11 protein-coding genes and 3 pseudogenes are annotated in these 14418 nt (G+C 73.3%); 6 read left to right on the forward strand and 8 right to left on the reverse strand.

Going from position 1 to position 14418, the window contains the following annotated elements; translation table 11 throughout:
- Positions 1-42 precede the first annotated feature (42 nt).
- A complete protein-coding gene (locus AC3EQ1_RS20950) occupies positions 43-696 on the forward strand; it encodes a TetR/AcrR family transcriptional regulator (protein ID WP_432095871.1) in 654 nt (217 codons plus the stop codon).
- 289 nt (positions 697-985) lie between these two features.
- On the opposite strand, the gene AC3EQ1_RS20955 is transcribed toward AC3EQ1_RS20950, so the two are convergent.
- Positions 986-1600 (reverse strand): TetR/AcrR family transcriptional regulator, encoded by a 615-nt coding sequence (locus AC3EQ1_RS20955; RefSeq protein WP_432095906.1) that lies wholly within the window; start codon positions 1598-1600, stop codon positions 986-988.
- A gap of 128 nt (positions 1601-1728) precedes the next feature.
- A pseudogene (locus AC3EQ1_RS20960) lies at positions 1729-2881 on the reverse strand (acyl-CoA dehydrogenase family protein).
- Positions 2882-2945: 64 nt separating this feature from the next.
- On the opposite strand from AC3EQ1_RS20960, the gene AC3EQ1_RS20965 reads away from it, so the two are divergent.
- From AC3EQ1_RS20965 to AC3EQ1_RS20980, 4 genes are all read left to right on the forward strand, one after another.
- On the forward strand, positions 2946-3593 hold the full coding sequence (locus tag AC3EQ1_RS20965) for a TetR/AcrR family transcriptional regulator (RefSeq protein WP_432095907.1): 648 nt from the start codon (positions 2946-2948) through the stop codon (positions 3591-3593).
- 300 nt (positions 3594-3893) lie between these two features.
- A complete protein-coding gene (locus AC3EQ1_RS20970; protein ID WP_432095872.1) occupies positions 3894-4790 on the forward strand; it encodes an alpha/beta fold hydrolase in 897 nt (298 codons plus the stop codon).
- Between the two features lie 205 nt (positions 4791-4995).
- Entirely contained in the window at positions 4996-5979 is a 984-nt protein-coding gene (locus AC3EQ1_RS20975) for an AraC-like ligand-binding domain-containing protein (RefSeq protein WP_432095873.1), read from the forward strand.
- Between the two features lie 138 nt (positions 5980-6117).
- Positions 6118-6516, forward strand: coding sequence for a hypothetical protein (locus AC3EQ1_RS20980; protein WP_432095911.1), 399 nt, complete (start codon positions 6118-6120; stop codon positions 6514-6516).
- Between the two features lie 31 nt (positions 6517-6547).
- Here AC3EQ1_RS20980 and AC3EQ1_RS20985 read toward each other — a convergent pair.
- Positions 6548-6801, reverse strand: a pseudogene (locus AC3EQ1_RS20985) (RidA family protein); the annotation flags it as partial.
- A 303-nt stretch (positions 6802-7104) separates the two neighbouring features.
- On the opposite strand from AC3EQ1_RS20985, the pseudogene AC3EQ1_RS20990 reads away from it, so the two are divergent.
- Positions 7105-7635, forward strand: a pseudogene (locus tag AC3EQ1_RS20990) (phosphatase PAP2 family protein); the annotation flags it as partial.
- A 269-nt stretch (positions 7636-7904) separates the two neighbouring features.
- Here AC3EQ1_RS20990 and AC3EQ1_RS20995 read toward each other — a convergent pair.
- The 5 genes from AC3EQ1_RS20995 to AC3EQ1_RS21015 all read right to left on the reverse strand — a co-directional run bounded on the left by AC3EQ1_RS20995 (position 7905) and on the right by AC3EQ1_RS21015 (position 14410).
- Positions 7905-8564, reverse strand: a complete 660-nt coding sequence (locus tag AC3EQ1_RS20995; RefSeq protein ID WP_432095874.1) for a hypothetical protein — start codon at positions 8562-8564, stop codon at positions 7905-7907.
- 22 nt (positions 8565-8586) lie between these two features.
- Positions 8587-9666: a Zn-dependent alcohol dehydrogenase gene (locus AC3EQ1_RS21000; protein WP_432095875.1), complete on the reverse strand. Its 1080-nt coding sequence runs from the start codon at positions 9664-9666 to the stop codon at positions 8587-8589.
- Positions 9667-9881: 215 nt separating this feature from the next.
- A complete protein-coding gene (locus AC3EQ1_RS21005) occupies positions 9882-11300 on the reverse strand; it encodes an aldehyde dehydrogenase family protein (protein ID WP_432095876.1) in 1419 nt (472 codons plus the stop codon).
- A gap of 294 nt (positions 11301-11594) precedes the next feature.
- Entirely contained in the window at positions 11595-12923 is a 1329-nt protein-coding gene (locus tag AC3EQ1_RS21010; RefSeq protein WP_432095877.1) for an MFS transporter, read from the reverse strand.
- Complete coding sequence (locus AC3EQ1_RS21015) at positions 12923-14410, reverse strand: CitMHS family transporter (protein WP_432095878.1); 1488 nt, start codon at positions 14408-14410, stop codon at positions 12923-12925. The genes AC3EQ1_RS21010 and AC3EQ1_RS21015 overlap by 1 nt, the downstream gene beginning before the upstream one ends.
- Positions 14411-14418 lie beyond the last annotated feature (8 nt).

Raw genomic sequence — 14418 nt, forward strand, 5'->3', positions numbered from 1 at the left:
TGCTGCCACAACGCCTTCCCCTGAGCAATCGGATTTCCAGCGATGACTCCCGAAGCCCCGGGCCCGGAAGACACCCGGCGGCCGTCGGCCCGGCGCCGGCCCGGCGGCCGCACCGCCCGTATCCGCACGCAGGTACTCGACGCGGCACTCGCTGAGCTCGGCGAACACGGCTTCGACGGGCTCACCGTGGAAGCCGTGGCCGCCCGCGCGGGTGTGCACCGGACCACGGTGTACCGGCGCTGGAGGGACGTCGGAGGTCTGCTCGCCGACGTCCTCGACGCGGCGAGCGACGACGACTGGCAGCCGCCGGACACCGGCTCGCTGGAGGGCGACCTCACAGCGCTGAACCAGGAGATCCACACGGCCCTGACGGCGCAGCCGCCGATCGTCGCCGCGCTGATCGCCGCCTCGTTCCGCTCCGAGGAAGCCGCCCAGGCCCAACAGCGGCTCTGGGAGGACCGGTACACCCGCTGCGAGGTCACCGTCGACCGCGCCGTACGGCGCGGCGAACTCCCGCCGCGCACCGACGCCCGGCGCCTGCTCCTCGCCGCCACGGCGCCGCTGTACCACCAGTTGGTGCTCCTCCGGACGCCGCCCGACCCGCACCTGCCGGGCCAGGCGGCCCGAACCGCCGCCCTCGCCGCGAGCGCCGGCGCCTTCGCCGTCGCCGAGCCTCCGGCGGCAGATGACACCTGACGGCCCTGCCCGCACGGCCGTCGCGCCGCGCGCCGTCCGAATTCCAGTACCGGCAGCCGGGACGGCCCCGTCCGCCGGTGAGCTGATGCCGGCGGGCGACGGGGTGGGCCCGGGCCATGGGTGTGCCCGGGCCGGGTGGGCCGCAGGCTGCGAGTGGGTCGGGGCTGCGAGGGGGGCCGGGCTGCGGGTGGGCCCGGGCTGCAGGTGGGCCCGGGCTGCAGGTGGGCCCGGGCTGCGAATGGGGCCGGGCTGCGAATGGGGCCGGGCTGCGGGTGGATCTTCGGGGGCCCTACCCGCTCGCCCCCACCATGCGCAGCACCAGGGCCGCGTACAGGTCGCCGACCTCGTCGGGGGTGCGGCGGCCCTCGGTGTTGAACCAGCGGGCCACGTCGATACAGAGCGACAGGACCGCGAGGGTGGTGCCCGGCACGTCGGGGACGTCGAAGTCGCCGGTGTCCACCCCGGCTTCGATGATGGAGCGCACCGCGCCGTCGGTGCGCCGCCGCAGGGCGACGACCTCGGTGTAGTGCTCCTCGGAGAGCGCGCCCAGCTCGTACTGCACCACCCGGGCCGTCGTGTGGTGCTCGGCGTGCCAGCGGACGAAGGCGCGGACGGCCCGGGCCAGCCGGTCGGCCGGGGTGCCCGCGCTCTCCGCCGCGTCCTGGAGGATCCGCAGCGAGAGCTGGTGGCCGACCCGGCTGATCTGGAAGAGCAGCTCTTCCTTGGTCTTGTAGTGGATGTAGAGGGCGGCGGGGCTCATCCCGGCGCGGCCAGCGATGTCGCGGGTGGTGGTGGCGTGGTAGCCGCGTTCGGCGAAAGCCTCGACGGCGGCGATCACCAGCCGCCTGGCCGCGTCGGGGCTGATGTCCGCCCAGGCCCCGGTCTGCTGCTCCTCGCCGCCCATGGCACCCACGCCCCGTTTCTCCCGTCCTTCGGCGGTCCGTCCGCTGACAGGACGTACACCATACCCCGAAGGTGAGCAAGCGCTTAGAGGTGCTCGGGGTGTGGCGGCGAGGGCAGCCCGCCCCCGGGTCAGAAGGCCCCGACGCCGGTGAGGGCGCGGCCGATGAGGAGCTTCTGGATCTGGCTGGTGCCCTCGTAGAGGGTCATCACCCGGGCGTCGCGCAGCAGCTTGCCCACGGGGCACTCGTCGATGTAGCCGTAGCCGCCGAAGACCTGGAGCGCGTTGTTGGCGCAGCGCACCGCCGCTTCGCTCGCGTACAGCTTGGCGACGGAGGACTCGGTGGCGAACGGCAGCCCCCGGTCGATGTGGTCCGCGACCCGCCAGGTCAGCAGGCGGGCCGCGTCGACGTCCACCGCGATGTCGGAGATGAGTTCCTGGACGAGCTGGTGGCCCGCGATGGGGGTGCCGAACTGTTCGCGCTCGCCCGCGTACCCCACGGCGGCGTCCAGGCACGCCTGGGCGAGTCCGACGCAGCCCGCCGCGACCGACATCCGGCCCTTGGCCAGCGCCGACATGGCGACGGAGAATCCCTTGCCCGCGGGGCCGATCATGGCCGAGACGGGCACCCGGACGCCGTCGAGGACCAGTTCCGCGGTGGCCTGGCCGCGCAGTCCGAGCTTGCCGTGGATCTCCCGGCGCGTGAGCCCCGGGGTGCCGGCCGGGACGAGGAACGCGCTGATCCCCCGGTGCCCGGCGTCCTCGCCGGTGCGGGCGAAGAGCAGTACGACATCGGCCCAGGTGCCGTTGGTGATGAACGTCTTGCCGCCGTCGATCACATAGCCGTCGCCGTCGCGGACCGCACGGGTGGTGAGGGCGGCGGCGTCGGAGCCGGTCCCCGGCTCGGTCAGGCCGAAGCAGCCGAGGGCCGCACCGGAGCAGAGCCGCGGCAGCCATTCCCGCTTCTGCTCCTCGCTCCCCCCAGGCCGCGACCGACTTCGCCACCAGGCCGAGGGAGACGGAGAGGATGCCGCGGACCGCGGAGTCGCCCCGGCCCAGCTCCTCGGTGACCAGGGCGTACGCCAGGTGGTCACCGCCCGAGCCGCCGTACTCCTCGGGGATCGTGAGCCCGAGGAAGCCCAGCTCGCCGAGCTGCTTCACGATGCCGCGGTCGACGCTCTCCGCCCGGTCCCAGGCGGCGGCGTTCGGGGTGATCTCGCGGTCGACGAAGTCCCGGGCGAGCCGGCGGACGGCGGCCTGCTCCTCGGACAACTCCAGGTTCACGCGGACCCCTCCCGTTCATGCGCAGCGCTTTAATTAGCAGCGCTAGTTTATGGCCGCCTCTACTATGTGCCGCATGGCACGTCCCCGCAAGCCCCTGCTCAGCCGCGACCGCATCGTCACCACCGCGCTCGCGCTGGCCGACGCGGAGGGGCTTCAGGCGGTGTCGACGCGGCGGCTGGCAGCGGAACTCGGGGTCAGCGGGCCGTCCTTGTACAACCACTTCGCGGTCAAGGACGAAATCCTGGACGCGGTCGCGGACCGGGTCGTCGGGCAGGTCGACCTGTCGATGTTCGAGGACGGCACGGACTGGCGGAGCGCGCTGCTGGCCTGGGGACGCTCCTACCGCGCCGCGCTCACCACGCACCCCAACATCGTGCCGTTCCTCGCGCAGGGTCCCGGCCGCCGGCCGGCCGGACTGCGCATGGCGGACGCGGTGTTCGGCGCGATGGTCGGCGCGGGCTGGCCGCCCGCACAAGCGACCCGGATCGGGGCGCTGATGCGCTACTTCGTGGCGGGCTCGGCGCTCGGTTCGTTCGCCCGCGGCTTCGTGGACGACGCCGCGGCCTACGATCCGGCCGACTATCCGCACCTCGGTCAGGCACATCTGCTGGCCGAGCATCAACAGCAGGTGGACGAGGGCGCCTTCGAGGCAGGGCTGACGGCGCTGGTGGACGGCTTGGCGCTGCAGTTCGAGCAGGTGCGGCCGGGCTGAGGGCGGGCGGTCTGAGGCCGGGCGGTCTGGGGTCGTCCGAGGCCGGATGGTCCGCGGCGGGATGGTCCGAGACCGGGACCGGGAGGCCCGACACCGGGTGGCCGGGCCGGAGGTCCGAGGCCGCCGGGAACGGGAAGCGGCAGCCGTGCCGGCACCGCGGCTGCGCCGTCTCCGCAGAGCACGGGAGAGCACGGGCAACGGATCACGGTCGCGCCATGGCGAACTCACCGCCGCGCGAGGTGATCGGAGCCGGGCGATATTCCGTGCGCAGCGACCCCTGCTCCGGCCATGCTGGCGATCATGAATGCGTATGCTGATGAACCCGCCAGGCTCGGTCGGAGCCGGCTGCCCGACGGACGAATGCTCGGCTGGGCCGAGTGGGGGCCGGAGGACGGGACGCCCGTGGTGCTGTGTCCGGGTGCGGCGACGAGCCGGTGGCTCGGGCTCGGCGCGGGCGCGGCCGAGTCGCTGGGCGTGCGGCTGGTCTCGGTGGACCGTCCGGGGCTCGGCGCGTCGACCCCCGCGCCCGGCCGGTCCTTCGCCGACTTCGCCGCCGACCTGCGGCAACTCACCGTGCTGCGCGGGCTGGGGCGTCCGGCCGTCGTCGGGAACTCGCAGGGCGCGCCGTTCGCTCTCGCCTGTGCCGCGGCGGGCGTCGTGTCCGCGCTGGCCGTCGTCTCCGGCGCGGACGAGGTCGCCGCGCCGGAGTTCGCCCCGGTGCTGCCGGCGGAACTGCGGGGCCTCGTGGAGCGGGTTGCGTGCGATCCGGGCGGGGCCGAGAAGTTCTTCGCGGGGTTCGGCGCGGAGGCGATGCGGGACAGGGTGATGGCCGGGAGTCCGGAGTGCGACCTCGCCGTGTACCGGGAGCCCGGTTTCGCGGCGGCCTACCGCCGGGCCCTGGACGAGGGCTTCGCTCAGGGCGGGGAGGGCTACGCCCGGGACACGGTGCTGGCCATGGGGCGGTGGCCGTTCGCCCTCGACGGCATCTCCGTCCCGGTCGACATCTGGTACGGCGAGCGGGACACCGGCCACTCCCCCGATGCCGGGGCACGGCTGGCCGACCGTATTCCCGGCGCCCGGCGCCGGGTTGTTCCCGGTGCGGGCGGCGCGCTGCTGTGGACGCACGCCGAGCCGGTCCTCGCCGCACTCCTCGACCGGGCCGCCGGCGGCGCCGGGACGATGCCGGCGGGGCGGTGATGGACGTGGCCGAGAAGCCGTTGGCGTACCGGTCACATGACCGCCTCTCGACGGAACGTGAGTCCTGACCGGGAGGCCGCGGGGCGCGCTCGAACCCGATGCGGAACGTGGGTCTTGACCGGCCGCGAGGCACGCTCGGACCCGATGCGGCACCGCGTCGCATTCACGTCTGGGAGGCGGTCTTCTCGGAGGGGATGATGGGGGCATGCTGACCGAGACGGTGTTCCGAAGCGAGGACGTTCCGGCGGCGGACCGGTTCGACCACTGGCGCGAGCTGGTCGGCCAGACGCATGCGCCCTTGGAGCTGCTCAGCGACCACCGGGCGGACTTCAGGGCCTCTCAGCGGCTGCTGGACCTCGGTGTCGTGTCCGTGTGGCCGACCACGTTCCAGCCGGTGTGCTTTCGCCGGACCCCGAGGCTGATCCGGCAGTCGGATCCCGAGGGTCTGCACCTCTCCCTGCCGTTGAGCGGGCCGCTGCGCACCGACCGGGGCCGGGAGGAGTGTGTGTACGGCCCGGACAGCCTGTGTGTGGTCGATACCTCGCGGCCTGTCGACGTGTACGGGGGCGACGGTTCAGGCCTGCACACCGGAGTGGGGCTGGAGGTCCCCAAGTCGGTGCTGCCGCTGGCCGGCCGGCAGCTCGACCGGGCGGCCGGTCTGCCACTGTCGGCCCTGGAGGGATTCGGCCTGCTGCTCGCGCAGTTGCTCACCCAGCTGGCGAACGGCACCGATGCCTACCGGCCCGCCGACGGGCCCCGGCTCGGAGCCGTGATGGTCGATCTGCTGTCCGCGCTGTTCGCCCACGCTCTGGAGGCGGACCGGTCACTCCCGCCCGAGACGCGCCGGCACACGCTCGTCCTGCGCATCCGTGCCTTCGTCCGGACGCACCTGCACGACCCGCAGCTCACACCCCGCAGCATTGCCGCCGCACACCACATCTCCCTCAGCCACCTGCACCGCCTCTTCGAACCCGAGGCAGAGACCGTGGCGGCCTGGATCCGCCGCCAGCGCCTGGAACACGCGCGCCGCGACCTGACCGATCCGGGCCTGCGCGACCGTCCCGTCCACGTCATCGCCGCCCGCTGGGGCTTTCCCCGCGCCGCCGACTTCACCCGCGCCTTCCGAACCGCCTACGGCATCCCGCCCCGGGACTACCGGGACAAGGTGGCGTTGCACTCCCGTGAGTAGTGGACGGATTGCCAACAGACCGGAAACTGTCCGCTAACGACACTCCAGCCCTCCACCCGACACTCTGATGCCATGTCACCGATTGACGTTGCCCCGCTCAACTTGGCGGAAGGCAAGCGTTGTAGAGGGAAGGAAGACATGGGCATCACCAAGCGAGCCTCTGCCGCCGTCGCGGCCGCCGCGCTGATCGGAGTCGCCGTCTGCGCCACCCCTGCCTACGCCGGTACCGACATCGGTTGGACAAAGGTCAACCTGGGGTTCCAGCCGCCTCCCGGGTTCAGCGGGGCGGGCGAGTTCAAGTCGAACGGAGACCTGGTCAGGGTCTGCGATGGAGACGATGACGGTTTCGGCGTCAGTGCCTGGCTTGTGGACTCGGAGAGCAACGCCCTCGCACGGGTAGTGCATGTGGGCGGGAAGGGGAAGTGCACTACAAGGACGCGCAACCTTCGGGAAGGTACGGCCGTCAAGCTGCTGCTGTGCCTCACCAAGGGCTCTCGGGGCACACCCTGCAAGACATCCGGGCTGGGAGCGGCCTGAGCGCGCCGGTGAACGCCCAGGTTCGCCATGCGACTCCCAGCTTCGCGGCCGCCCGGGAGATCCAGGAGCAGGGGCATCTTGTCGGGGGCCCAGTCAACGACGTACAAGGGCAGCTTCGCCACGTCGTCGAAGGAGCCGCCCACCTCGGCCGGCGCGATCCCGATGCTGAGGTAGCAGTGCTCGACCTGTGCGGTGAGGTCACCTTCGCCGACCGTGCCCCCTTCCGCGTCCCAGGGCAACCTGCCCGGCGATGAAGACCCGTTTCGATCCTAGTGCGATCGGCACCTGCCGGTAGGCATCGCTGGTGGGGGACCGCGCCGGCGCGCAACTCCCGGAGGTCGGGGATGTGGTTGCAGAGGGTGCCCGGGGAGACGCCCAGCAGCTTGGCGCTCGAAGTGATCGAGCGGCCGGGGGTCAGGCGCAGGAGGTCGCGGGCGGCCTTGATGACTTCCCCGGTGGAAGGTCGGGGTGTGTGTCCGGTGACGCGGAACGAAGGTGCCCAGAGCCGTCAACCCTGACGATCGTCAAGGGCGGGTATTGCCGTTCGGCTCGGGTTCCCGGCTGTTCCCGCTTCTACGTTCGGTCCTCATGGAACGAGAACCGCGAAAGAAGATCCGCGCCGGCCGGCTGCTCGGCGCGTTGGCCGCCCTGGGCGTGGGGGCAGGAGTCGTCACTTGGCTGTCCCCAGGTGGGCTGGGCGAGGCTGGTGCTGTCGAGGTCACGGGGGGAGCTTCGGCGTCCGCATACCGGTCGACGGCCGGGGCGGCGGATGCACCGTCGTGGCTGGGCCCGCTCCTGGAAGTGGCCACCGAGGGCACTTTGGTGATCCTCGGAATGTTGCTGGTCTGGATGTGGTGGACGGCGATCCGCCGCAAAGACGCACGGGAGGTCGCCGGATCCGTCCTGACCGGTCTCGGGACCGTCGCGGCCTATGCGGTGAGCGAAGCGGTGAAGCTCGTCGTGGACGAGGAGCGTCCCTGCCGTGCGTTACGCGCAGGCGCCGAACTCGTCGCGGAATGCCCCGGAGCGGGGGACTGGTCGTTCCCGAGCAACCACGCCACCCTGGCCGCCGGTCTCGCCGCCGGTCTCGCCGCGCTGTGGCCCCGCCTCGCCCCGATCCGGAACCTTAGGGCAAGTCCACGGATGTGAGGAGCGGGAGTCTGAAGCCCGGGACCCGCGTACCGCCTTCGCGCTGTCAGCAGCGGCCAGAAGGTGACTGCCGGGGCCACACAACTCGCCAGTGGCGGGCATGTGGGATTTCGTGGAGCCAGCTCCCTGGAAGCCACATGCAGTCACCAAAGGGCTGGGCTCAATGAGGGACTGGCGACAGTTGAATAGGCGAGCCCACCAGTATCACAGCCGGTGGACCCTGGTAGTCGCCCCCGGTGTCAGCTCAGCGGATCGGACAGCTCCGCTCGCACCGCTTCCAGGCGCGAGCTGCCGGTCAACTCCTCGATCAGTGAGGCCGGTCCGCCGACATAGGTGGAGTCGAGGTCGACGTCGGTGGCGACGCACCACGCCCGGTCGCGCGGCCACCACAGGTTCGGCGACTGGGGCAGGAAGCAGCCCGCCCCGCGGTCCCCCAGGTCCGTCGCGGCCTCGACCGGACCCTCGTACAACAGGTAGGCGCGCCCGCTGAGGTGCACCCGGGGGCCGTCGGCGGTGAGCCAGCCCCAGCCGTCCCAGAGCCCCAGGTAGCAGGCTTCCGGTGTGGTGGTGTGTGCGCTCAGCACCTCGCACAGTGCGGGCAGGAGCTCCGCCTCGAACGACCCCTGCCACGGCTCCGCGTCCCCGGCACCGGCGGCGATGTCCGCGAACCGGACGCGGGAGTGCAGGGGGCGGCCGGCCCGCTCGGCGGCCTCGGCCCACCGCAGGAACGTGCCACCGGACGCCTCGACCGGGTGCAACACCCGTGCGTACGCGGCGAATCCGGACGGCAGCAGCGCGTGGACTCCGGCATGGAAATCGCCGGTCCGGGACTCGATCCAGCGAGCCGGAGCGAGATCCGATACCGCGCGCAGCCGCGGCCCCTGGTCCGCTGATGCCATGGCTTCGCCTCTTCCTGTCGGGTCAGAAGACCACCAGTGTGCGCCCGCCGCGGCCGGCGAGCATGGTGTCGAAGGCGGCGGGGATGCCGTCGAGGGCGATCCGGTCGGTGACCATGGTGCTCAGATCGAGTCGGCCCGCGCGGATGTGTTCGGCGAGCACCGGGAGGTCGCGGGCCGGGTCGCAGTTGCCGTAGACGCAGCCCGAGAGGGTGCGGCCGAAGTGGAAGATCTCCAGGGCGGAGAAGGAGACCAGCTGGTCCTTGCCGCCGATGCCGACCACCGTGGTCCTGCCCCCGCGCCGGGTCGAGTCCCAGGCGGTGCGGATCGTCTCGGCCCGGCCCACGCACTCGACGGCGACATCGGCGCCGTGGCGTCCGGTGAGTTGGCGGATCCGCTTGGCCGTGTCGGGTGCCGACACCAGGAAGCCGGTGGCGCCGGCCTTCCGGGCGAGTTCCTCCTTCTCCGGGGAGACGTCCACGGCGATCACGGCTCCCGCGCCGGCGATCCGGGCCGCCTGGATGACGGACAGGCCCACTCCCCCGACGCCGAGGACCACGACCGACTCGCCCTCGCGTACCGCCGCCGCGTGGTGAACGGCGCCGTAGCCGGTGAGAACGGCGCAGCCGAGCAGCGCCGCCTCGGTGAGCGGGACGCCGTGCGGCAGCGGCAGCACGGCGGAGGCCGGGACGACCGTCTCCTCGGCGAAGGCGGCGGTGCCCAGGCCCGGGTGGAACTCGCGGCCGTCGGCGGTGCGGGCGTACGGCTCGCCGGCGCCGGCCAGGGCGTCGGCGCACAGCCAGGGCTCGTCGAGGCCGCAGTAGTGGCAGTCGCCGCAGGAGGGCGCCCAGTTGAGGACCACCCGGTCACCGTCGGCGACGGTGGTGACGCCGTCGCCGACGGCGACCACTGTGCCCGCGCCCTCGTGGCCGAGGACGGCGGGGACGGGCTGGCGCAGGGTGCCGTTGGAGAGCGACAGGTCGGAGTGGCACACTCCGGCCGCCGCGAGCCGCACCCGTACGCGGCCGGGGCCGGGCGGGGGCAGCTCGATCTCCTCGACGACGAGCGGTGCGTCGACGGCGGGCAGGATGGCGGCGCGGACCACGGGTTCTCCTTCGGGCGGCGGATGAGGGCGGGAGACGGGGTGTGGGACAGGGGGAGGCTGCTCCCCGGGGCGGAGGGGTGATCCCGGGGGCGACGGGCCCCGTCGCGGTGGCCCCGGTCCTGGGCCCCGCACGGGACGGGGGCCGGGACGGCGCAACGGGCCGGAGCGGGGCGATTCGATCCGGATCGGGCCGAGTCGAGTCGAGCCGGGGCCCGTCAGAACTGCAGTGACTTGGTGTGCAGGTACTCGGCGAGGCCGTGCACGCCCAGCTCCCGGCCCACCCCGGACTGCTTGTAACCGCCGAACGGCGCCAGCGGGTTGAAGCGGCCGCCGTTGATGTCGACCTGTCCGGTGTCGAGGCGGCGGGCGAAGGCGACCGCCTCCTCCTCGTCGTCCGACCAGACCGCGCCCGCGAGGCCGTACACCGTGCCGTTGGCGATCCGCAGGGCGTCCTCCTCGTCCCGGTACTTCAGGATCGCCACGACCGGGCCGAAGATCTCCTCCTGCGCGATGGTCATCTCCGGGGTGACGTCCGCGAAGACGGTGGGCCGGACGTAGTAGCCGGTCTCCCTGCCCTCGGGGGCGCCCGGGCCGCCGGCGACGAGGCGCGCCCCCTCCGCCACGCCCCGCTCGATGTACCCGCGGACGCGGTCGCGCTGCCGGGCGTTGACGACCGGGCCGAGCCGGGAGGTCTCGTCCCGCGGGTCGCCGGGGACGTACTTCGCCGCGGCGGCCGCGGCGAGCTCGACCGCCTCGTCGTAGCGGTCGGCGTCCACCAGGATCCGGGTCCACGCGCTGCACGTCTGGCCGGAGTTGGCGAAGACGTTCGCCACGCCGACCTTGACGGCGCGGGTGAGGTCGGCGCCGGGCAGGATGACGTTGGCGGACTTGCCGCCGAGTTCCAGGGCGACCCGCTTGACGGCGCCGCCGGCCGCCGCGCCGATCCGCCGGCCGACGGCGGTGGAGCCGGTGAAGGAGACGAGGTCGACGTCCTCGTGCGCGGCCAGGGCCTGCCCGGCGACCGGGCCGACGCCGGTGACCAGGTTGAACACCCCGGCGGGCAGGCCCGCTTCGTGCACGGCCGCGGCGAACAGCTGAGCGACCAGCGGGGTGTCCTCGGCGGGTTTGAGCACCACGGTGCAGCCCGCGGCGAGGGCCGGGGCGACCTTGGCGACGATCTGGTGCAGCGGGTAGTTCCACGGGGTGATCGCGCCGACGACGCCCACCGGCTCGTGCAGCACGGTGGAGTTGCCCACCTTCTCCTCGAAGGCGTACGAGGCGGCGAGCTCGGCGTAGCTGCCGGCGACCGCGATGGGCAGATCGGCGTGAACGGCGCGGGAGAAGCCCAGCGGCGCGCCCAGTTCGGCGGTGACGGTGTCGGCGATCTCGTCCCGGCGGGCCGCGAGGGCGTCGCGCAGGGCGGTGAGCCGGGCCGCCCGCTCGGCGGGCGGGGTGGCGGCCCAGCCGGGGAACGCGGCACGGGCGGCGCGTACGGCGGCGTCGACGTCGGCGGGGGTCCCGGCCGGGACCACACCGATGACCTGCTCGTCTGCCGGGTTCACCACCTCGATCGTCTCGGTGCCGGCGGACGGCCGCCAGTCGCCGTCGAGGTACATCCCGTCATGGGCCTTCATCGTGCGTCCTTCCGGGGCAGACTGCTGGGTACGGACCAAACTAGCGGCGGTAGTTTTATTGCGCCAGGGTGATCCGGTCCGGGGCACCCGTGATCGGGGGCGGGGGTGGACCGCGCCCCGGGGGCCGGCATGGCCCGCGCCCGGGGGGCGGGCGTGGACCGGGGCATACCCCCGGATCCGGCACGCGCCCCCGGCTCCGGCACACGCCGCCGGATCCGGTCGCGGTGGCCGCATCCGGAACGTGGATCTCCCAGCGTTCCACTCCTCCCGGCCTGCGGGAACCCGGCCCGGCCCTCACACCGTCCGGCCGGACCCCGCGGAGTCCGGCCGGTGCTCGCCTCGGGACGCGGTCTCCCGCCCGGAGCCGGGCGCGGCCCGGCCCGCCGGTTCCCGCTCCGGGCCCGGGTCCGCGTCCGGCGCGGCAGGCGGCGGCGCCGGGCCGCCCGGGCGCGCCGCGGCTCCCGCCGAGACGAGGAGCAGCAGGCCGAGGGTGACGAACGGGGCGGCCGTACCGGCGATTCCGGCCAGCAGTCCCGCCCCGGCGGGCGCGGCGACCTGTCCGAGCCGGTTGCCGGTCAGCCGGAGGGCGAGCGCGGTGGAGCGGGATCCGGCGGGAGCGGCCCGGACCACGGTGGTCATCGACAGCGGCTGCCCGACGCCGAGACAGAAGCCGAGGGCGACCAGCACCCCGGCCAGCACCGGGACGGGCAGCGGCGCGGCGATGCTGCCGCAGAGCAGCGCGGCCAGCAGGCAGCTCCCGGCCAGCAGGGCGGTGCGGCCGACGAGCCGGATCATCGGGGTCATGACGAGGCGGCAGGCGATCGTCGCCGCGGCGCGCAGGCTGAGCAGCACTCCGATGGTGGCCGGGGCGATGCCCCGGTGTTCGCCGATGACGGGGAGGTAGGCGGTGAGGATGTCGGTCGCGGAGAGCACGGCGAGGCTGGTGAAGATCCCGGCGGGGACGCCGCGGGTGCGCAGGATGCGGTGGACGGGCACCCGGCCGGCGGCGGCTTCGCCCGGCGCCCGGTCCCGGCGCCCGGTGCGGTGTTCGATCCGCCAGAGCGAGGTGACCGAGACCGCGGCGACCGCGGCGGCGGCCAGCAGGGCCGTGGCGCTGGTGGGTCCCATCCGTCCGCTGTGCTCGGAGACCAGGAAGCCCGCCGCGACCGGGCCGACGAGCTGGCCGAACGAGGCGCCGATGGTGAAGTGCCCGAAGTTCCGGTCCTGTTCGGCCGGCCCGCTCTGCCGGGCGACGATGCTCTGGGCGCCGATGACGAAGCAGAGGTGGCCCAGTCCCATCACCCCGCTCCAGGCGGCCACGGCGGCCAGCGACCCGGCGGTCCCGCTGAGCGCGCAGCCGGCCGCGATGAGCGCGACGCCGGTGGGCAGCAGCGGGGCGCAGCGGCCGTGGTCGGTTCTGCGCCCCAGCGGGACCGCGGCGAACAGCGGCAGCAGGGCGTAGACCCCGGCGATGACGCCGACGGCGCGGGCGTCGGCGCCCAGTGCGAGGGCCCGGTAGGAGACGGCGGGCCGCGCCATGGACACCGCCCCCTGCGCGAACGAGAAGGCGATGACCAGGCGCAGCAGCCAGCCCCTGCCGGGCCCCGTATCCGGGAGTGCCATCAGATGATGCCGAAGAGCAGTCCGGCGGCCAGGACCACCAGCGAGGTGAGCGCCGCCCACTTCACCGTGAACCGGGTGTGGTCGCCGAACTCCACCTTGGCCATGCCGACCAGGACGTAGACGGCCGGGACGAGGGGGCTGGACATGTGGAGGGCCTGGCCGACGAGCGAGGCGCGGGCGATCTCGACGGGGGCCACGCCGTGGGCGGCGCCGGCCTCGGCGAGGATCGGCACGATGCCGAAGTAGAAGCCGTCGTTGGACATGAAGTAGGTGAACGGAATGCTCAACAGGCCGGTGACCAGACCCATGTGCGGGCCCATGCCGTCGGGGACGGCGTCGACGACGTACCGGGCCATGTGCTCGACCATGCCGGTGCCGGTGAGGACGCCGGTGAACACGGCGGCGGCGAAGACCATGCCGGAGACGTTGAGGACGTTCTCCGCGTGGGCGGCGACCCGGGCCTTCTGGTCGGGCATGTGGGGGAAGTTGACGGTCAGCGCGATGGCCGCGCCCAGCAGGAACAGCACCGGGATGGGCAGCGTCTGCAGGATGAGCAGGGCGAGCAGGGCGAGAGTCAGGGCGGCGTTGAACCAGTAGAGCTTGGGGCGGAGCGTGGCGCGGTGCGGGTCGAGGACGGCGTCCGTGGGGGCGTCGTCGCGGTCGGCGTCGGTGCCGCCGGCCGTCCCGGCTCCGCCGGTGCCGCGCTGTGCGGGCGTCCCGGTGCCGTCCTCTCCTGCGGCGGCACCGGCACCGGCTCCCGGGCCTGCTCCGGCGCCGACGAGCACGGGTTCGCCCTGCTCCTCCGTCTCCTGCTCGGCGGTCTTCTCGGTCACCCGGCCGGGGGCCTCCTCGGCCGGCCCGTCGAGGCTGAGCAGGCCGAGGCGCTTCCGCTCGCGCAGCCCGAGGACGTAGGCGAGGACGAACACGCAGACCAGCCCCACGCCGAGGGCGGGGATCATCGGGACGAAGATGTCGCCGGCGTCCAGCTTGAGCGCGGTCGCGGCACGGGCGGTGGGGCCGCCCCACGGCACGGTGTTCATGACGCCGTTCGCGGTCGCGGCGACGCCGGTCATCACGACGAGGCTCATCTTCAGCCGCCGGTAGAGCGGCAGCATCGCGGACACCGTGATCATGAAGGTGGTGGAGCCGTCGCCGTCCAACGAGACGACCGCGGCGAGCACGGCGGTGCCGACGACGATCCGCATCGGATCGGCCTTGCAGAACCGCAGGATGACCCGGACGACCGGGTCGAACAGCCCGACGTCGATCATCACGCCGAAGTAGACGATGGCGAACATCAGCATCGCGGCCGTGGGCGCGAGGTCGCCGATGCCCTTGAGCACGTAGTCCCCGAGATGGGCGCCCTGCCCGACGAGGACGCAGAACAGTGCCGGAATGAGGACCAGCGCTGCCATCGGGGACATCTTCTTGGTCATGATCAGCGTCAGGAACGCCGCGATCATGACGAATCCGAGGATTGTCAGCATGGGGTGGA

The organism is Streptomyces sp. bgisy100 (genome assembly GCF_057709105.1).

What these genes read in the sequence shown, in the direction of transcription:
- AC3EQ1_RS20950 (WP_432095871.1), top strand. Translation starts at nt 43, where the DNA reads ATGACTCCCGAAGCCCCGGGCCCGGAAGACACCCGGCGGCCGTCGGCC.
- AC3EQ1_RS20955 (WP_432095906.1), bottom strand. Translation starts at nt 1,600, where the DNA reads ATGGGCGGCGAGGAGCAGCAGACCGGGGCCTGGGCGGACATCAGCCCC.
- AC3EQ1_RS20965 (WP_432095907.1), top strand. Translation starts at nt 2,946, where the DNA reads ATGTGCCGCATGGCACGTCCCCGCAAGCCCCTGCTCAGCCGCGACCGC.
- AC3EQ1_RS20970 (WP_432095872.1), top strand. Translation starts at nt 3,894, where the DNA reads ATGAATGCGTATGCTGATGAACCCGCCAGGCTCGGTCGGAGCCGGCTG.
- AC3EQ1_RS20975 (WP_432095873.1), top strand. Translation starts at nt 4,996, where the DNA reads ATGCTGACCGAGACGGTGTTCCGAAGCGAGGACGTTCCGGCGGCGGAC.
- AC3EQ1_RS20980 (WP_432095911.1), top strand. Translation starts at nt 6,118, where the DNA reads ATGGGCATCACCAAGCGAGCCTCTGCCGCCGTCGCGGCCGCCGCGCTG.
- AC3EQ1_RS20995 (WP_432095874.1), bottom strand. Translation starts at nt 8,564, where the DNA reads ATGGCATCAGCGGACCAGGGGCCGCGGCTGCGCGCGGTATCGGATCTC.
- AC3EQ1_RS21005 (WP_432095876.1), bottom strand. Translation starts at nt 11,300, where the DNA reads ATGAAGGCCCATGACGGGATGTACCTCGACGGCGACTGGCGGCCGTCC.
- AC3EQ1_RS21010 (WP_432095877.1), bottom strand. Translation starts at nt 12,923, where the DNA reads ATGGCACTCCCGGATACGGGGCCCGGCAGGGGCTGGCTGCTGCGCCTG.
- AC3EQ1_RS21015 (WP_432095878.1), bottom strand. Translation starts at nt 14,410, where the DNA reads ATGCTGACAATCCTCGGATTCGTCATGATCGCGGCGTTCCTGACGCTG.